Genomic DNA, 20,141 nt, shown 5'->3' on the forward strand with positions numbered 1-20,141 from the left:
ATGGTTTTTGACTCTAAAATAATCTCTAACGACTCCGAAGCTCATCTATATAATCTGCCCAATCTTGCATCATCTGTACCCTAGTATCGATTTCGTCAAGTCTGTTGTAAGCCCCGCCATGTGTGTCTTTTATCCTGTGACCTAGCTGTAACTCTGTGACGATGTCAGAATAGCGTAGCTCAGGCTGTTCCATGAGCAAAGTTTTAGCGGATGCTCGAAATCCATGCGCACATTGCACGTCTTTATATCCAAGCCGGTGGAATATCTGCACCAACGTCGCTTTACTAATATAAGCATTGCTTGAACCGCGCATCGAGGCAAATACAAATTCCTTATGCCCAGTAATTGACTGAATGTTTCGTAATCGCGTAATCACTTGCGTGGCTAAGGGAACAACTAAGTGCGAGACCATATCGTCACGACCTTCGCCTTTGGTCGGGGAGAACGCCCATGTATTATTGTCCCAATCGATGTCATCCCAACGCATCGAGCGCAGATCGATACTACGTACAAACACGTAAGGTAATAAGTTCATAGCCTCTAATGTGATCTTACTTGCACCTCTAAAATTCGACATATCCTTTAAGAGAGTCGCAAATTGATCTGGTTTGGTGATGGCTGGCAAGTGATTGCCTGAATTGGCAGGTGCAAGCTCACCACGGGTATCAATCGCCACATTTCTATCACATAATCCTCGAGCAACAGCGAATGAAAAGACTTTTTCAGTATACAGACGAGTGCTAGCACCAACGAAAGTCGCTTGATTTTCATTGTTTTGAATCGATTCGCACACACTCAGTATCATCTCGCTAGTGATATCGTCCATTCTTAAATCACCAATTTCTTGGCACATATATCCTAGACATAAATCCCAGAACTTGAGGGTTGACTCACTGTATGACGGTTTTTTAGATTTACTTTGATTGCGCCCCGATGTTTTGTGTTCTCGCCATGCTTGAGCAATGTCAGAAAATGGTGCATTTTTTAGGTGAGTATATTTATTGGTTTGTTCTTTTTGCTGAATAGCTTTAGGGTCAGAGCCTTTGGCAACCATATCAAGAATGGTGTCTGCTTTATACTTAACCTCATGGAGACTGACATCCTCAATCTTACCCAGCATCATCCTAGGTCGTTTGCCCTCGATATGCGGATGGGAATAACGTAAGTAGTATTCCTTTTTGCCATTTGGATAAATACGAAGACTTAAGCCAGCCACGCCCGAGACGCTGACAGAATAATCTTTGTCTCGGCATTCGAGCTTGTTGATATCGTTTGCAGTGTCGATAGCCATAATGTATATCCATCATATGATAATTAAGGTTAATAATAGGTTTATGATTAATGACTTACAAAAAGTCTTTTCTGTAGAAAAACATAGAAGTATTGGACACTGTCATGGACACTGGTGTTCGTTAGTATTTTTAGTAAAACCTTATATAATAATGCTTTTAACACTTAATTATCCCCAAGTGAACCTTGGGGATAATTATAGCATAGTGACCAAATATTGAGTAAGCCATACGCTGAAAGGGTTACACGGCATTTTTACCAGTTATTTCGATACATAGTTAAATGCGATTATGGTGTCCATGAGTGATTCGGCAAGGAGTTGAGCATATTTTCCACAAAACACATGCTCCTGTACTCGCACAGAATATAAAAAGTAGGGTCATAGTACTGTTCTGTGCAAATTTGGAATGCACCAATTTTGAGTGGTATATAGAAAATATATAACTACAGGTTAAATATATTAAAAAATATCAATAGGTAGCTCATTCCTCTTAAAAATGGCTTGGTCACAATAAACAGAGGACTGCTGTTTGTGGGTAGATAAAATTTATCGCTACGTAAAAGAAAATAGAGTCAGTTCTAATGATTTAATAATCTGTCTATGATTTAAATTTAAAAGGTTATACGTGATGACTTGGGTATAGCGTTTGAAGGCGATATAAGATTATAAATATTCGAAAGAGTTATAACGTTTGGCTGAGTTCTTGCAATTGAATCTATCTTGGTAAGATTAGAGGATATCCAACCATGCAAATGATGGTTGTTAAAAATAGGCTATTAGCATATCTATATCAAAGACTTCACCAGCGGACATAGGTGCTAAATAAAATATCGCAGATGAATAGCCATGATCATATCGAATAAAAAGCTAATTATGCATTTGGACATAGCCATTAGTATTTTAGCGAAGCATAGAATATTAATGGCCAATCATATAGAGCATTCAAATCTCAATGCCTAATAAAACGTTAAATGATTGACGTAATAATATGCCTGCGAGAGATGCTTAGAAGTAAAACTGATCAAGCGTGAACTATCATCTAAAAGATTCGATTGAATTAACAGGACAGAGTTAGTCGGCGAGAGCTAAACAGTTTGGTAGGATGTTTATATCCAATAGCATTAGAAGTATCTGATAATCCTGATTCTATAACTAGTAAGACCTGAGCCTACTATTTAATAGACTTCATTTAACATAATATACATTATACGAAAACAAACCAATGGTTTTAGTAATTAAGCGCAAAACCATTTATACCATGTCATTCTTATGCCTGATATCAGATTTAATATTAGTTATAGAATTTTACTAACGCAATTTTCAAGTAAATGCTGACGCAAAGTTTTGCCATCCTGATCTAAAACCACGTCTGCGACTTGGCAAGTTTTATCATTGTCATCACATGACAGCTCATAATAAACATCGCTACCTTGTGCCAAGCTAACCTGAACCAATCCTTGACCAGTTATTGAAAACTTTTTGTCTTGCGTATAGTCAGGATCTTGCGAGTTCCAAAGTACATCGTAATCTATATTACAGGATGTCTGAGTTTTATCAAAATATTCTTGCTCAAGTTGCATGGCTGCTTGCAAGTCAGCATCAGCGTATTGCTGCAGCACTACAGGATGACTCATGCCTTGATCATCAATATCTTGTTGGTACATTTTCGTGATAGTCGCAATCTTTATATCAGCCATGGCATTTTGTTTCTGATCTACTTTTGATACATCCGCTATAGCGTGACCGACAGGTATCAGTCCTATGATCAATAGTAATGTCAGCGATTTATATGTTGGCATCTTATTCTCTGCGAGCTTTTGTCCTATAAGTGTTACCGACTATTACATCATACCTATATTCGGACTCTGCTGTATTATCGTATCATTCAGGTTTACTTACCAAAATATCTATTACATAGCATTTTTATGGTATTTTTTACTGGTTCCCATGACAATTTATAGTGAGGTTTCTTTCGCTAATAACTGTGCTAAGGATGATTTTATGATGACATTACCTGCTTTTTTTAAGGAAAAATCTGCGACATTAGCTTCTAGTAGTCTTTTGCTATTTACGCTAGCTGCTACGGGTTGTCAGTCTGCTTCTGAGTCCAGTGAAGCCATTGTATCTCAGCCAACCAGTATCTCATCAACACCTAGTAATGCTGATATCAGCCAGCAAACCCTTAGACAGCAAGCGTTACGTATACAGCGCGCACTGGCAAATAAGGACTTTTCTAGAATCACTAATGATATCCATCCAACACGTGGCGTTCGTTTTTCGATGTACGCTTATGTACGGCCTGAGTCAGATAAAGTCTTTAGTCGCGGGCAATTTGCGCAGTATTTACAGCAGTCTAATATCCAATTTACTTGGGGAGAAAAAGACGGTACTGGCGATTTGTTGATCACGCCGTTGCCTACTTATTTGGATACTTGGGTAGATGGCAAAAAGTTCAATAATGCTAGTATTAATGTCAATGAATTAAAAGATAATGGTAATTCTATCAATAACTTAAAACAGATATACCAAACATCAGACGTTGTAGAGTTTTATTATAAAGGCACGGATGAGTATGATGGTATGGACTGGCGTGTATTGCGCTTGGTATTTGATGAGTATCAAGGCAAGCGATATCTGATGGCCATTATTAATGATCAATGGACGGTTTAAGGCGTAGAGAAAGATTGCCCGACCACTTCTATAAGACTTGTTTAAATTGGCAGCCTACTCTATCTGGTTATAAATATTATATATATTCGATAAAATATATATAACGGCTTGTGCTATATGGTTTTTGTTATCGTTTTTAATGACAAGCTTTGTCAGTTTTAAGCTCGGGACTTTGTGTGGTTTTTTTGATTAATTTTAGAGCTTGTTGTAGCTCGCTTGAGTTTTTATCGAAGCGCTGTTGATGGAGCGTATAGCCTTGTACTAAGTATTCACGTAGTCGCTGCGTTGACCAACGCCTAAATTGCACGCCTTGAGGAGATTTGATGCGATAACCGACTGATATAACTACGTCTAAGTCATAAAAAGTCACCCGACGGTTTGAATTTGCAATATGTATTTTTTGCATATTGTAAATTCAGCGATTTTTTCATCTTTTATGGCATTGGCGATATGACGAGAAATTACTGATTGGTCACGACCAAACAACTCGTTCATTTGTGCTTGTGACAGCCAGACAGAATCTTGCTCAAAACGTACATATACTTGCGCCTTTCCATCAGCACTTTCATAGATTTCTACTTTTGCCACATCATCACTTATAGTGTTAATTGCCTCAGCTTCCTAATTCCAATATGCTTATGCTGTCTTAAATACAGCTTACTATCATCATCCCTATAAATATCACTTACAACGGCGTCTGACGAAAGAATTTTACCATAATCTGATAAATATCCGGATAAGCATCAACCAACTTTTGCGGTGTTTCAAAAAACACTTCACTCAAAACCGCAAAAAACTCAGCAGGATTGGTTGCGCCATAACGATCAAGTCCTGACTTGCGATGTGTTTGAAAATCTTCAAAATCGCGGCTCATAATCTGTGTCCAGTTTGCAGGATCCATATCAGGTTGCATCGGTGGAAAGCCATTGGCGCGGCCATTCATCATATCGAGTTTATGCACAAATTCATGAATGACAACGTTATGCCCGTCACGTTCGCCTGAGTGCTTGGCATCTTTCCATGAAAGAATAACAGGCCCTCGCAACCATGCTTCCCCGCTACGGTGTTGAGTGCCTTCGTGGACGATACCAAACTCATCTACCGTGGTACTGTTACTCTTGTACGAGCCAGGATAAATGATGATGGATGACCAACCAGCATACCAGTCAAGACCTAAGTTCAAGATAGGCAAACAGGCTTGCAGTGCAATAGACTGTCTGACAGCATCGTTAATCTCAAAACCTTGTGCACCAGTGATGGATTTATCAGCTAAAAATAACGTTGCTAGCTCAAATAAATGTGTCATCTCGTCAACACTTAATTTATCGAGTATCACAATACGCTCAGCCGCTTGCATCCAATCGGCATGGGTAAACTCGCTATTATCTAATATACGTTGTTCACGCCAATCTTTTATGATGTCAAACATATACGCCACCCCTATTCTTTTAATATTTCGAACACATTGGTATTACTGAATCTGAGTACTGTAACGGTAATCAGTAATACGCACTTATAATTGATATATTGACATGCATAAGCAAAAAACGCTGCTCATAAATGAATTATTGAGCAGCGCAGTCTGACATTCACATATTAAGATTTAAAATTGATATTGCAAGCCTAGTTGTACTGAGCTGTCTTTATCGTCACGTGCAAAGGTTGTATCGCCATTCAGATAAGCATAAACGTTTTTATGAACCTTGTTACTCACACTCAGCTCAAAACGTCCATAGTCGTCATCTTTATCTACTTGAGTGATACTAACCTCTCTTGTTTGACCGTCAGCTAAAGACGTTGTCGATAAACTATCGGTTAAACCATCGTCGATAACATGCACGTAAGCGATTTTGCTTTGAAGTTTGGCAGGCGTGCCCATCAAATTAAAGCCATACTGTAACTGATAACCAAGCTCTGAATCCCATGCCTCGCTAGAGGTGCTATCAACCTTTAACGCAGTGCGAGAATTAGCATTACCACTGGTATAACCATCTATGTCTGTATCACTGTAATTCAGTCCCAAAAAGGCGCCATGCGCGACGTTTTTCTTGATAAGAAAATTATAGCCAAGCTCATTGTATGCGCTAAACACATCGGCATCCGCATCACCACGTTCACTATTGTTGATAATATTGATGCCGTCATTACCATCCAGTTTTACCGTTCTATTAACGTCCAAGTCATGTTTGGATAAGCTCAGAGATGTGGTGTTCCACCAAGCCGTGTCTTTACCGCCCAATAAAGAATAGGCTTGCACACCATAGCTTGTGTCTTTTTTAATACGGTTTTCTACGCTTTTGTTGTTTTGATTGGCCGCTTGTACACCTGCGCCAACGCGCCAGCTCGGCTGTACCATATATTCACCATATAGACCAATATTGGCGCGAGTGCCCTCTTGCACCTCATCAGCATCCACGTAGCTTTGGGAGCCATCTACCCAAACCTGAGTACGCGACTCGGTATCCAAAGACTCCGCATCATCGAGAGTATGTAATGCCAAAGCATTGGCGCGCTCAAGAACCGCTGAGTGTGAGTCAGTAGCATTAATTTTTAACGCAGCGCCCATCGTGTTTTGAAGATTGAGCGCACTTTTGGTTGATGCGATGATATCAGCATTGGTTTGCTCCACAATCAACTTGCTGATGATACGAGAGTAGTCGCGCATTCTTTGGGCTATGCGTTCTTCACCAAAGGCCGCAGTAAGCACTTCTTCGTTATCTAATGCAGGGTTATGCCACGTATAGCCGCCTGGAATATCTGGGTTTTCAGTTTGTGTGTAACCATCATAATCAGGCCCAAGGCTCCAGTTAGTAGCCTCAAATCCGACAACCTGCATGACGCTATCGAAGGATTCCTGATCGCTACAGCAGCCAACGCCATAAGGCTCGTATGGCTCTGTCTCACCTGGTGCAATAATGGCTGGATTGACTTCTAGTGTAATACCAAGCGCTTTAGCAATACGCAGTGCATTTTCACGCAAACTTACATTGGCAGCCACTTCGTTGCCATCATTATCGTAAGCATTTCGCCCTGCATTGGCATACATTTTGTCGCCTGTAATCAGACTATCTAGGTTAATCATACCCAACGCTGTTGATTTTTCTGCGTCCGTTAGTTGATCAACAAACGCCCTTGAACCATTGAGACCGCCCTCCTCTGCACCAAATGCCACAAACTGAATATCGTATTCTGTCTCAATACCTGTCAGGTTTTTGGTCAACTCAGTTAAGACACCAGACCCAGAAGCATTATCGTCCAGTGCCTCTAGATTTGCATAGTTTGGATAGGCAACGGCAGAATCATAATGTGCACCGACAAATAGCGTTCTGTTGGTGTCAGCACTGCCTTTTTGGGTTGCGACAACGTTATTACTCGTTAACGTCTGACCTCTGAACAAACCACGAGGCGCTACGAAATCAAACGTTTGACGATTGACTTGGTTGTTACTGCCATCGATGGTCATGCGCTGCTGCATATAATCAGCAGCTTGGACTTCTTTATCGGAACCTGTATAACGACCAGCATAGTCACGGGCAAGCGTCAGCGCCGTTTCTGTACCATAATCCCCATACTTGGCCTCTGCAAATACTTGCGAGCCTGTAAGCAGCGTCAGCGCCGCAACCACTGAAATCTTAAGCGGTGATAAGTTAGTATCCAAACTGCTTCTCCTTGGTTAAAGAACTGTAAACGATACTGAAAAATAACCTAAAGTAGTGCAGTTTACAAGATAAAAGACATATGTTTGCTAGTTTGGTTTTTAAGTAAAGCGATGGATTATTTAAACGCTATGTACCTACCTACGACCAATACTTACGAATCGCTGTTTAATATTCATTGTCACCTTCATACTTTGGTTAGGTCAATAGCATCCAACTGTACTCCAACCACACGAAGTGCCATGGTCTTCCAATCCAATTCCAATCCATCGGCGAACACCACATGGTGACTGATACTGACGTACCCATGCACGATGGCCCAAATATCTAGCGCTATTTGCCGACGTTCCGTCACGCTAGCCTCTTCTGATAAATAAGAACCCGCTACCCGAACCAACTTTGAAAATGCGCTATCTCTTGCTGCAATGGCTTCGATTGAGGGCTGATATCCTGCGTCAGATTCCCCAAAAATCAGTCGATAATGCGCCTCATGTTGCTCGCCCACATTGAGATACCCTAGGCACGCCTCTAGCACTTGCTCTTTGTTTGCTCTACCCTCTGGAATGACATCCATGGCTTCACGAACGAGATTAAACCCTTCTATGTACAGCGCATCTAGTATGCCTTGCTTACCTTGGAAGTGACTGTATATACCGATGGTGGACAGTCCTGCCCGCTTGGATATAGCGCGTACACTCAAGGCGTCTCCGCCCCCTTCTAAAAAAAGCTCAGATGCGGCGTTTAGTATTTTGGTTCTGGCATCCATTAGATTCTCACTATGTCTTGACAATTATAACGGTGTTATTCTAGTATATAACACTGTTATATACAAACAGTTATGAATTGATTGTATTGATAGAAACTCAACTTAAGAGTAAGGACGCTATGAGTATTCAACAGCTAGAAACGGATTATCTAATCATTGGTAGTGGCGCGGTGGGCATGGCTTTTGCCGATGTGCTGCTCACAGAAACTGATGCTAATATTATTATCGTCGATAAACATCATAAGCCAGGTGGTCATTGGAACGACGCCTATTCATTTGTCACCTTACATCAGCCGTCATCTTTTTATGGCGTTAGCTCACGTGAGCTTTGCGGCGGTACGATTGATAAAATTGGTTTGAATAAAGGCTTGTCTGAGTTGGCGTCAGGCGCAGAAGTCATGGCGTACTTCGATAAAGTCATGAAGCATACGTTTTTACCAAGTGGCCGCGTGAAATACTTCCCGATGTGTGAGTACAAAGGCGACGGCAAGTTTTCATCGTTGCTGTCTGATACCAACTATGAAGTTAAGGTAAATAAGAAAATCATTGATGGTACTTATTTTAAAACTTCAGTACCAGCAACCCATACCCCAAACTTTGAGATTGCTGAAGGTGTTAAGTTTGGCCCATTAAATGATTTGCCGAGTTTAACCAAACCCCGTGATGGTTACGTGATTATCGGTGGCGGAAAAACGGGTATAGATGCGGTATTATGGCTACTAGAGAACCATATTGATCCAGACGATATAACATGGATTATGCCCAGAGATGCTTGGTTTATCGATCGTAAAAATACCCAGCCTTCTCGTGATTTTTTCGTTCATACCATGGGTGCACAGGCTACTCAGGCAGAAGCGATTGCTGAGGCAGAAAACATCGAAGACCTGTTTGATCGTTTAGAAAAAGGCGGCGTATTAATGCGTATTGATCCAAATGTACGCCCGCAAATGTTCCATGGTGCTACCATTAGCAGTGAAGAGCTGACACAGTTACGCCGTGTTAAAAACATTGTGCGTAAAGGTCGCGTGACTCGCTTAGATACTGACAAGATTTATTTTGGTGAGGACAGCATTTCAACCACCCCTAACACCATGCATATCGACTGCTCTGCACAAGCGGTACCAGTGACAGAGACGTACGATGTATTCAAAGGTGATACTGTGGTGGTGCAAACCGTACGTACCTATCAGCCTGTATTTAGTGCCGCATTTATCGCCCACATTGAAGCCTGTTATGATGATGAAACCATCAAAAACGAGTTGTGCCAAGTGGTGCCAATCCCAAATCATGATACGGACTTTTTGGTTGGCCTCGTTAAACAAATGCAGAATCAAATGCGTTGGTCAAAAGAGCCTGCATTACGTGAGTGGATGATTAACAACCGCTTAGATGGCTTCACCAAACTGGTACGTGCCAACGAAGACACCCCGCCTGAAGAGTTAGCCATCCTTAAACGTCTAAAGGAAGCAGGACCAAAAGCTGCTGCAAACATGCCCAAACTCATGGGCGAAGTCATGCAAATTACGGCAGCGCGTCAAGCCAAAACTGCTAATGCTTAACCTGATGACCATAAAATAAAATAAAAAAGGAAATAACCATGCAAGAATTTCAGACCAACAAAGCAAACCTAACCCAATCTCGCCTACAAGAGACGCCTATACACACTCTCGGTGATGGCGAAGTACGTGTCAAAGTTGATCGCTTTGCCTTTACCGCCAACAACATTACTTATGCAGTTATGGGTGACCAATTACGCTATTGGCAGTTTTTCCCACCAAATGGCGATGAACCCGAAAAATGGGGCATTATTCCAGTCTGGGGCTTTGCCGATGTTGTTGAGTCCAATAGTGATGCACTACCGATTGGTGAACGCTTATTCGGTTATTTCCCGCCCGCCAATGAATTAATCATAACACCCAAGCGAGTCACCCAAACCAGCTTACTAGATGGCAGTGCCCATCGTGCCGAGCTGCCGCCTGGCTACAATATGTATCAGCGCGTTAACCACGAACCAAACTATGACCGCGCCCATGACAATCAGCGCATGCTACTGTTCGTATTGCACTTAACCTCATTCTGCCTGCATGATTTATTAAAGCGCAATGACTGGTTTGGCGCAGAACAAGTGGTGATTATCAGTGCCTCTAGTAAAACCAGTATTGGCCTAGCCTATGGCCTCACTGATGATAAAGACGCACCGCACGTTATCGGCCTCACCTCAAACCGTCATATAGATTTTGTTAATTCCATCGATGCTTATGACAGTGTGCTTAGCTATGACACGCTTGAGCAGATTGATGCAACCAAACCGACAGTCATCGTAGATATGTCAGCCAATACTGACGTGCTTAGCCGTCTACATAGACACTTAGGCGATAACATGCGCTATACCAGCAATGTCGGCCTTACGCACTGGGACGAGCCACGTCATACCGAAGGTATCATTCAAGAACGTAGCCAACAGTTTTTTGCGCCCAGTCATGTACAGCAACGTATGAAAGAATGGGGCTCTGAAGAGTTCAATAAACGCTCTATGCACTACATCATGAATAGCACCGCAAAAACTAGTGCGTGGTTAAAGATTCAAGAGCTTGATGGAGTCAATGGCTTACTAGAGGTTTATAAAGATATCTGCGAAGGTAAGATAGCCGCTGATGAAGGTTTGGTAGTCGTCATGGGTGATAATGAAAAAGACTAGGCTATAAAACTGGCTATAAAATTTATCGACTATTTGTCATTAGCAAAATGCAAATTAAAAAGCAGAGAGCCTAGTCAATCAACTCTCTGCTTTTTTTATACTTTATGCACTGACTACAGACATACGCCCTACTCACAGTTTTTAAGTTTCGGTTTAGCGTACCCACCCTTCATCTTTTAGATAATCATGCAACCCTTCGGCGAACTGTCTGTATCCCGCCGCATTGGCATGAATTCTATCAGATTTTAATGCGTCATCTGACAGAATAGTCGACCAGCCATCAGAGTATAGCGGTATGTCTTCAGCTTCCGCAATATCTTCATATAATGGATTATCACTTGCCTTACCAAACAAAGCACTAGTACTGAGATGCGGCTCAGCGATTAGGACAACATCAATATTGTTGGATTGTAAGGTATCTATAGTCGCGACGATATTAGCCCGAGTCGTATCAGGTGCGATGCGCTGCAATACATCATTACCACCCACACCCAGTAAGACCAAATCAGGGTTTTGCTCAGTGATCTCATTCACTCGAGTAAGCACATCTGCAGAAGTATCACCATTGACACCTGCATTAACGACGTTCCATTTGCTTAGCTCTGCTAGCACCGTAGGATACGCTGTTTTAGGATTTGCGCCATAACCATAGGTTAGAGAGTCGCCAAGTGCGACCACTGTGCTACCAGCAGGCAAGGCCGTCTGTGTCGGTTCGCTACCACAGCCAGTCACACTGATAGTCGCTGACAACCCTATACCTGCCAGCATTAAAAACCTTCCACGTAGCTTCATGTCTTCTCTCCTCCTGTTTTTATTGAGTTAAACTTATTGGAATTAGGTTCAAGTTTTTAAAAATCTATTATTTAACTCTTGTTGTATATTGCTCATTAACCGTTGTATAGTCCATACAGGAGATAGACTACCTGTTGGGCGCAGTACAAGTGCTACTCTACTTAGCATAGACAGTGTATTCATCATAAAGTATAACTTTACCAAGGATACGTGAGGTATTTATGAATAAAACAGCATCTCAAAGTCAGTCTAAGGATGGAAACCCAGACAAAGAAAAATCTTCAAATCAAAGTCAGAGTCAATCCATCAAAGTGCCCAATGACAATACTAAAAGTCCCGCGTTAACACCGACCGAAGATACCTTAACAAAAGAAACTTCAGAAAAACCTAAGCAAAAACCACAAAGTTTCGATGAGCTACAGATAAGTAAAGGTAAGTATCGCCCAGTGGCACAAGCTGTTGGCCATTGGCTTGATAACATCAACATGGATGCCCTCAATTATCTAAACGAACAAGCAGAAAATATCTTTTACCGTAAAGGGGTCACCTTTACCGTCTATAGCGATGCCAAAAACATCGAGCGTATGATTCCGTTTGATATCATTCCACGCATTATTGCCGCGAGCGAATGGAAACAAATAGAAGCAGGTTGTAAACAGCGTATCACCGCTCTCAATGCTTTTTTGCATGATATCTACCATGACCAAGCCATCATGAAGGCGGATATCGTACCTGCCAGCTATGTCTATGCCAGTGGCTGCTATGAACCATGGATGATGGGCATTGAGCTCGACAAACCTATCTATTCGCACATCAGCGGTATTGATTTGATTCGAGACGAGACAGGTAAGTTTTGTGTGTTAGAGGATAATCTGCGTACCCCATCAGGTGTCTCATATATGCTTGAGAGTCGCAATATATCAGAGACACTATTAGCTGATATATTTTCTGACACCCCTATTATGGGCATCAGTGATTATCCTAGCCGTCTCAAAGCCTGTCTTGCCAGCTCAACATCCAAATATGATCCACAAGTCGTCATTTTAACGCCAGGTCGCTTTAATAGTGCCTATTATGAGCATGCTTTCTTAGCACATGAAATGAATGTACCACTCGTCCATGGTTATGATTTGGTCGTTGAGGACAGCAAAGTCTATATGCAAGGCATTCGCGGCAAGGTACAAGTCGATGTGATCTACCGCCGCATTGATGATCCCTATATTGATCCGTTAGCCTTTAAATCTGACTCTATATTGGGTGTGTCAGGGCTAATGAGTGCTTATCGTGCTGGTAACGTGGTGATTGTTAACGCCCCAGGTACGGGCGTGGCCGATGATAAGAGTCTCTATCCTTTTGTACCGGATATGATTAAATTCTACTTAAATGAAGAGCCTATCCTACCTAATATCGAGACATACCAGTGCCGTAAGCCTGACGATCTCAAATATGTGCTCGACAATCTAGACAAGCTGGTAGTAAAAGAAACGCAAGGCTCAGGCGGCTACGGGATGCTTATTGGTCCGACATCAACCAAAAAAGAAATCGAAGAATATCGCCTGCGTCTGCTTGAAAACCCAGCCGGCTTTATTGCTCAACCGACCATCTCATTATCTACCAATCCCACTGCCGTAAGCGACGGTATCGCACCGCGTCATATTGACTTGCGTCCTTTTATCCTCAGTCATGGTGATGGCACAGTAGATATTGTACCCGGTGGTCTGACACGAGTGGCCATGGTTGAAGGCTCTTTGGTCGTCAATTCATCACAAGGCGGCGGTATCAAAGACACTTGGATTATTGATGACAGTGATTTAGACAGCCAGCAAACCGACAAGTGCTCGCCTTTATCATCGGTAGGGGTCAATGCTTCAGGACACGCGAACTACTATGATCGCGTCCAACCCTTAGAAACAGGTTACGAGAGTTTAGATGATGCGCCCATGATACTGCTACTCTCTACCGCTAGCCACTTGATATGGCTAGGCCGATATAGTGAGCGCCTGTATTACTACGACGATGTTATGAAACAACTTATCAAAGGCGATCTCAAAAAATCACAGATCAGACATCTAATTAGTCACTTAGGGTTTGCCGTTGATGGTGAAGTGTCACTGACCACTATGAAAGCACAAATGATGGCTGATTTGGAACAAAACATCATACCCAATATCGTGCAATCGATTGAGGACAATGTCCAAGAGGCCAAAGGTGTCATTGGTAAAGATACCGCTGAGTTATATAACTTGATCAAGCGTCTATCAAGTGCTGGCACATATCGAGCGGCGACCTTGCAGCTCCACGCGTGTAACGCTGCGATGAAACAAGAAAATCCGACAGTGACTTGCTTCTGGCAATTAGGGCGTCACTTTGAGCAGCTTGAGCGTGCCGTCTTGTTGGGAGAGGATTCAACAGAGGTCAGTTTTGAATTCAGACACTGGATTAATGAGTTGCCAGAGAATACGCGCTGGCGTGAGCTTATCCGCTTGACCAACCAGATGATTAGGTCAAAGAAATTTAGCGATTTTGCGCTGATTAGCAAAGAGTTCAATCTCATATTGCGTCAAGGTGTATAGAAGGTGTCTAGCCAAAAACCAATAATAATGGCTCATGAGACATATGGAATAAACAGAAAAAGGAGAAGATATTATGAAACTTCAAATCAGTCACCAAACCAACTATTATTACGATGAGCTGGCGCAGCGCAGTGTACAGTACATACGCATGACCCCCATGCAAATGCCGCACCAAACCATTCATAAATGGGATGTCATGCTACCTAAAGTGGCGACCAACCAAAAGGACGGCTTTGGTAATGCATGGCTCACGCTTAGTCGTAACGAGGCACATAACAACTTACAAATGCAGGCGTCGGGTATCGTTGAGATCAACACCGAAACCGAACGACTAGAGGATATGGATCATGTCCCCTACCTGCTATTTACCGTACAAACCCCGTTGACCAAATGCTCACAAGAAATGCGAGAATTTGCAGCGCCATATCTGAAAACCCCTACTCATGACAGCTTAAAGGCAATGGCGAATGCCCTTATTATGAAGATGCCTTTTGTTAAAGACGTCACGCATGTGGGTACGACCGCTGCTGAGGCGTTTGCGACAAGTGCCGGTGTGTGCCAAGACCATACGCATGTATTTTTAGGTATCTTGCGCGATCAACAGATTCCAGCGCGTTATGTATCCGGTTATCTGTATGACGATACCGAAAATCACATGGCCAGTCACGCATGGGCTGAGGTTTGGCTGGATGGTTACTGGTATACTTTTGATATCTCAAATCAAGCATTTACCCCAAGCTCACATGTGTATGTGGCTATTGGGCGAGACTATCTAGATACAGCGCCTGTTCGCGGCGTGCGTATGGGCGGCGGTTACGAAAATCTTTACAGTTTGGTATTAGTCAAAAAGCTATCATAGCGTTTGCTATTTTTTATTACGTTTATTCATCAAGGGTATTTTATGACTTATTGTGCTGCCATTCGTCTAAAAGAAGGTATGGTCTTTGCCAGTGACACGCGCACGAATGCCGGTGTTGATCACATATCGACATTCAGAAAGTTGTATCAATACGGCGTTGAGGGCGAGCGCTTTATGGTATTACAGACAGCTGGTAGCTTAGCGACATCGCAGGCAGTGTTCAATAAACTACAAATCGACATTGACCAGCGTGCTGAGAGCAATCTCAATACAGTAGCGACGTTGTTTGATGCCGCGCAAATGGTTGGCGAATGTATGCGTGATGTTATGAATCATGCAAAAGCAGTCGCTAATTCTAGTCGCGATGGCGCATTTACCAGCTCGTTTATGCTTGGTGGTCAAATCAAAGGACAGCCACCTGAGCTATACCTAATCTATCCTGAAGGCAATTGCATCAAAGCCACTGAAGATACGCCCTTCTTTCAGTTAGGCGAAAGCAAATATGGCAAACCTATTTTGGATCGTTCTGTCAGCTATAACACGGATGTAAGACACGCGGCACGTGCGCTGATGCTGTCATTTGATTCCACGATTCACTCAAATCTATCAGTCGGTATGCCGATAGATTTTGTACTTTATGACAATGACAGCCTAGCTCTGCCTAATGGCCGACGTATTGATGAGCGTGATGAGTACTTTAATACCATTCGTCATCAATGGTCAGATGCGTTACGTCGCACTTTGGTTGAATTGCCTAAATGTCCTGATGGTTATTGGGGATAAATAGTTCCGTATAAAATCATATTTTCTGTACTAAAAAGCCCTTTGTCTATCACAAAGGGCTTTTTTATTATCAACTAATAATCAGGCAATAAAAAACCGGAATAGCGCTGAATAAACAACCCTAATCCGGTTTTGCTTTAAAAGCCTTGAATGCCATCATAATGATGTCACACTCAATTGTTGTGTAATCTACCTCATGACCTGGTACATGGAAGACTCACTGGACTGCACCTAGATAAAGGCCCTAGTGCATTAGCTCAATCACGATTGCGTGATTGCGCCAGCGAGCTAATGACACTAGGGCCTTTATCTAGGTATTAGCAGGACTGAAACAGTCTTCCTTGGGTAAAATGTAATGGCTTGACTCGTGGACGACGCAACGTCGCCCCTCACCGTAAACGGTGAAACGCTAAATCTCACAACTCGTTAAGTTTGCCTCATAATAGTTATTATTGTCAATATATAATTGCAAATAAAATTATGCGCGACGCTATATGTCGCAGCCCATATATTTCCTTACAAAAGTCCTTGATATTTTCTGTAAAACGCGCTTTTATGGTGCTACAAAATTACGCGCACTGACAAAATAAAAATTAAGGCAAATTTCTATGAGTCTGTCATTTTCACAAATTCAGCAAGCTTGGCAAGCCCAAGATCCAAGTTTGGTCGATAAATTATGTACATTGGCAACTCAAGCTGATGCGATTCCCGAGACGCCCATCCCTGAGCATGAGCTTACTTTTGATCGGTTTTTAGATAAGATATTTAGTCATCAGTTTCGGGAACAACACCCAGAAGTACAGTTTGCAGATCGCGTGGCAATGATTGCCAAATTGGAAGCAAACGAAGGCGTTTACCCCCTCCCAGATCGCTATAAGATCCATATAATACTGACCGCACTGTGGGAAGATGGCAGCGCGTATTCTAGAACTATTCTAAAACAAGCCATTACGGCTTTGCCAATCAGCTATGGTGTGTGGAAAGGTTTAAAGCGTATTTACAAGCAAGCTGAATTTTCTCAAGATTATGAGATATTTGGACAAATAGCTGCCAAAATTGATTTACAGCGTTTCAATCAAACCGCCAACTCTGCGGTCAGCCTAGCTACCAAAACCTATATGAGCCTTAGAGCATGGCGTTATTTGCGCCAGCTAGGACAGCAAATGCCAATTGGCTACATTGATGCCGCCGTTTCTGTACTCGCCAGCTATGACGAAACCATGACGGCAGGCAGCCTTGAACAAACGAACAGCTGGGTACTTAATCACATCTGCTTCCACAACAGCCTTGATTATGGCGTCAATCGATTCAGCAGCCGCTCACCTCGCAAGCTCTTTGATGCAAAAGGTCGCGCGTTCTCTGAGGCGTGGCAACGAGACCCTGAACCACTTATCCAGCTATTGGCTATCGCCAAAAATGAGGCTGTCAGACAGTTCGCAACCGATAGCCTAAAACACGACTTTAAGACCCAATTACGTGATGTGAGTGGTGAAACGCTACAATATCTATCTGCCGGACAAGCGCACAGCAAAGCGCGTGATGAGATGATAGTTTGGCTATTGGAAAACTCACCGCATTTTGAAAAGTCTAAATTTCAAACATTGGGCTTGCATCAAGTGGTGCTACAGCTACTCCATTCACACTATCCTGCCGCCTATCAATATGCGATTGGCTATGCCAAAAGCTACGCTCAAGACTTATCGCTCACTGAGCTGATGTTACTGGCCATGTCAGATTATGAGCCTGTTAGAGCATTTGCCATCAACAACATCCTGAGTCGTGACCCTGTTGCTGATATCGGTGTCAATGGCTGGGGGCAGCTATTAGACACAGAGCATCACTATCAAACGGCGAGCAAACAACTTAGCAAACACTTTACGCGACGTGACTTGACCCCTAAGTGGTTTTTTGAACGATTGACTAGCGGTAGAACACACAGCGTAAAATTTGCGATAAAAAAACTGCCTGAGCTTTATAGCGCCAAAGAGCTAGGGACTGAATACTTTATTCGCGTTGCCCAGCAGTTAGATATACCAGAGCAACAAGACTTCTCTGCTAATAACGACAGCGACTGTATGGACTTTGCGTTGGACCAGCTCAGACGTTTGGATTTGAGCCAAGTAAATGCGGCAGTATGGCAAACACTGTTATTAAATCCACTATCGCAAGCGACTATTACCGACTGGTTTGATGAAGATGTACTGTCAGCCGCGACGCTTGATATGAGCTATTGGCATACGCTTGCCTATGAGCCTGATTGGCAAGTGAGTGAATATATTGAACAATTAAAATCTGCTGACACCCCTATTAAAAACTGGCAAAAGCATTTGGCCTTTGATGAATATCTAGCAGAAAACGTGAGGGATTGGCTGTCTGATGTGCGTCGGTTTGCGCCGATAGATTTAGGTTTTGACTGGTTAATGCAGTTAGCCCATAGCGAACAGGCGGTATACCGCGAATTTGCGATTGAACGCATTAACAAAGGATTCTTGCCTGCCGACTTTATCGCTTATCTCGACAGCAATGAAGGCGACTCTACTGAAAACGTTTCCAGTAATGGCACTGACAATAAAGACTCGAGTAGCGATGCTGCTACTGAAGTAGATTTAACCGGCCAACGGTATTTATTCACAGGCAAGATGCAAAGCATGACTCGTGGCGAGGCCGAAAAAGTTGTGAAAGCAGCCAATGGCGCTATTAGCAGCGCCGTCAATGGCAAGTTGGATTATCTAGTCATCGGTGATGATGGTTCACCGTTATACGGTAATGGCCGTAAAGGTAGCAAGCAAGTTAAAGCCGAGAGCTTAATCGAAGATGGTGCGCCGCTAAAGATTATTTCCGAAACCGCTTTTTTACAGATGCTAAGTGGTCAATCGAGAGAGGTGTCTGAAGACGATACTTTTGCAGGTGCCAATGCACTGTGGTATATGGCAACAGATGATGCTACTGCACCTATTAGTGAGCTTGCGATTAGCTACCTCAGTCATCATCATGAACAGATCTGCATGGCACTGACAGACAGACCAGTCGATCCCGATGCGATTATCCCTTCTTCATTCTTTGATGCAGAGCGTGTCATTCCTTTACTGCAACACCGTAACAGCCAGCTGCGAGAATTTGGCTTGTTACTGAGTGAGTATGAGATGGCGACGTGGCAACCAACGCCAACCCTATGGCTGATGATGACAGAATCTCCCTATACTGAAGTCACGCAACTGCTGAAGCGTGCGCTATTGGATAAGCCATCCGTTGCCAATCGACGTTATCACGTTCAGTCAGCACAATTGAATGCGGGCATGTTGAATGCTTTGATTGAAAGCAAAGCGCGAGTCGCTCGCCAAATTGGTATCACTCTACTACAGCGTCACGCCAAGTTCCAAGATGTGCAGTCTCTATATCGATTAACCCAAAGCACAGACCGCGAAGTACGTTATGCCGCCGTGACCATGCTATGGAAACACTACAAGGCGCGTCACATGTCTCCAAACTGGCAACCAGCCAGTACCGATAGTAAAGATAAAAAAGATGCTGCACGAGATAATGACAGCAGCGCTCAACCACTCATAACAGAGCAGTCAGATAAACGTTTGGCAAGCTTGCCTGCAGAGGTTGATCAATTATTGATGCTGCTACGCCGTGGTCTTTTTGAGCTACCACCTGGTCGTCTAGGCGGTTCGCAACAGCCCAATGCTAGTGACAGCAGTAAGCATAAGCAACAACGTTACTCAGATAAGCACTCATCACCACAGTCATCAGAGGCAGCTGAGTCAAATAGCAATATCACGCTAAAACCTATATCTGCGAGTCGTGCCAAACTGGCGTTGATTGAGACCTTTCGTGATGTGGCATTGGCTGACAGTACCTTTGCGGCGCTCATTATGCCCACATTATTCACCTTTACGCACTCGGCAGGCAAGATGGAGCGTCATGCGTGTTTGGTTGCCGTCACACGGTTATTACATCGCTATCCTGAGCTATCTGAAAATCTGCAGCCAGTGGCATCTGCTTAACGGCTTTGGCAGACAGATATAGATAAAAATACTTAAAAAATAT

The 20,141-nt window shown here is 43.0% G+C and carries 14 protein-coding genes and 1 pseudogene; 7 read left to right on the forward strand and 8 right to left on the reverse strand.

All coding sequences use genetic code 11. The features are described 5' to 3' along the window. Positions 1–25 precede the first annotated feature (25 nt). Together SJY28_RS10310 and SJY28_RS10315 are read right to left on the reverse strand one after the other, a co-directional pair. The gene (locus SJY28_RS10310; protein WP_379544379.1) at positions 26–1,291 is read right to left on the reverse strand and encodes a tyrosine-type recombinase/integrase; all 1,266 of its coding nucleotides are present in this window, start codon (positions 1,289–1,291) and stop codon (positions 26–28) included. 1,295 nt (positions 1,292–2,586) lie between these two features. Continuing rightward, positions 2,587–3,090: a hypothetical protein gene (locus SJY28_RS10315; protein ID WP_379544380.1), complete on the reverse strand. Its 504-nt coding sequence runs from the start codon at positions 3,088–3,090 to the stop codon at positions 2,587–2,589. A 202-nt stretch (positions 3,091–3,292) separates the two neighbouring features. On the opposite strand from SJY28_RS10315, the gene SJY28_RS10320 reads away from it, so the two are divergent. After that, positions 3,293–3,961, forward strand: a complete 669-nt coding sequence (locus SJY28_RS10320) for a hypothetical protein (protein WP_379544381.1) — start codon at positions 3,293–3,295, stop codon at positions 3,959–3,961. A 136-nt stretch (positions 3,962–4,097) separates the two neighbouring features. Here the strand turns inward: SJY28_RS10320 and rhuM are convergent, their stop codons facing one another. The 5 genes from rhuM to SJY28_RS10345 form a co-directional block, all read right to left on the reverse strand. Continuing rightward, positions 4,098–4,367, reverse strand: a complete 270-nt coding sequence (gene rhuM, locus SJY28_RS10325; protein ID WP_379544382.1) for a RhuM family protein — start codon at positions 4,365–4,367, stop codon at positions 4,098–4,100. Beyond that, positions 4,328–4,549, reverse strand: a complete 222-nt coding sequence (locus SJY28_RS10330) for a hypothetical protein (protein WP_379544383.1) — start codon at positions 4,547–4,549, stop codon at positions 4,328–4,330. Before SJY28_RS10330 ends, rhuM begins: the two co-directional genes overlap by 40 nt. A gap of 97 nt (positions 4,550–4,646) precedes the next feature. Next, positions 4,647–5,390, reverse strand: coding sequence for a zinc-dependent peptidase (locus tag SJY28_RS10335; protein WP_379544384.1), 744 nt, complete (start codon positions 5,388–5,390; stop codon positions 4,647–4,649). 174 nt (positions 5,391–5,564) lie between these two features. Next, positions 5,565–7,619, reverse strand: a complete 2,055-nt coding sequence (locus SJY28_RS10340; protein WP_379544385.1) for an autotransporter domain-containing protein — start codon at positions 7,617–7,619, stop codon at positions 5,565–5,567. Positions 7,620–7,804: 185 nt separating this feature from the next. Further along, entirely contained in the window at positions 7,805–8,383 is a 579-nt protein-coding gene (locus SJY28_RS10345) for a TetR/AcrR family transcriptional regulator (protein ID WP_379544386.1), read from the reverse strand. Positions 8,384–8,502: 119 nt separating this feature from the next. Here SJY28_RS10345 and SJY28_RS10350 point away from each other — a divergent pair, with 119 nt between their 5' ends. Both SJY28_RS10350 and SJY28_RS10355 read left to right on the forward strand, forming a co-directional pair. Further along, positions 8,503–9,942 carry an NAD(P)-binding protein gene (locus SJY28_RS10350; RefSeq protein WP_379544387.1) on the forward strand — a complete coding sequence of 480 codons (1,440 nt, stop codon included), beginning with the start codon at positions 8,503–8,505 and terminating at the stop codon, positions 9,940–9,942. Positions 9,943–9,980: 38 nt separating this feature from the next. Then, positions 9,981–11,081, forward strand: a complete 1,101-nt coding sequence (locus tag SJY28_RS10355) for a DUF2855 family protein (protein ID WP_379544388.1) — start codon at positions 9,981–9,983, stop codon at positions 11,079–11,081. A gap of 153 nt (positions 11,082–11,234) precedes the next feature. On the opposite strand, the gene SJY28_RS10360 is transcribed toward SJY28_RS10355, so the two are convergent. Continuing rightward, the gene (locus SJY28_RS10360) at positions 11,235–11,873 is read right to left on the reverse strand and encodes a GDSL-type esterase/lipase family protein (RefSeq protein WP_379544389.1); all 639 of its coding nucleotides are present in this window, start codon (positions 11,871–11,873) and stop codon (positions 11,235–11,237) included. Between the two features lie 221 nt (positions 11,874–12,094). On the opposite strand from SJY28_RS10360, the pseudogene SJY28_RS10365 reads away from it, so the two are divergent. The 4 genes and pseudogenes from SJY28_RS10365 to SJY28_RS10380 form a co-directional block, all read left to right on the forward strand. Then, positions 12,095–13,678, forward strand: a pseudogene (locus tag SJY28_RS10365) (circularly permuted type 2 ATP-grasp protein); the annotation flags it as partial. An 841-nt stretch (positions 13,679–14,519) separates the two neighbouring features. Continuing rightward, positions 14,520–15,305, forward strand: a complete 786-nt coding sequence (locus SJY28_RS10370; protein ID WP_201568944.1) for a transglutaminase family protein — start codon at positions 14,520–14,522, stop codon at positions 15,303–15,305. Positions 15,306–15,347: 42 nt separating this feature from the next. Further along, positions 15,348–16,088 carry a peptidase gene (locus SJY28_RS10375; RefSeq protein WP_379544390.1) on the forward strand — a complete coding sequence of 247 codons (741 nt, stop codon included), beginning with the start codon at positions 15,348–15,350 and terminating at the stop codon, positions 16,086–16,088. 608 nt (positions 16,089–16,696) lie between these two features. Then, complete coding sequence (locus tag SJY28_RS10380) at positions 16,697–20,098, forward strand: BRCT domain-containing protein (RefSeq protein WP_379544391.1); 3,402 nt, start codon at positions 16,697–16,699, stop codon at positions 20,096–20,098. Positions 20,099–20,141: the final 43 nt, after the last annotated feature.

This window comes from Psychrobacter sp. R86515 (assembly GCF_042466315.1).
GTDB lineage: Bacteria > Pseudomonadota > Gammaproteobacteria > Pseudomonadales > Moraxellaceae > Psychrobacter.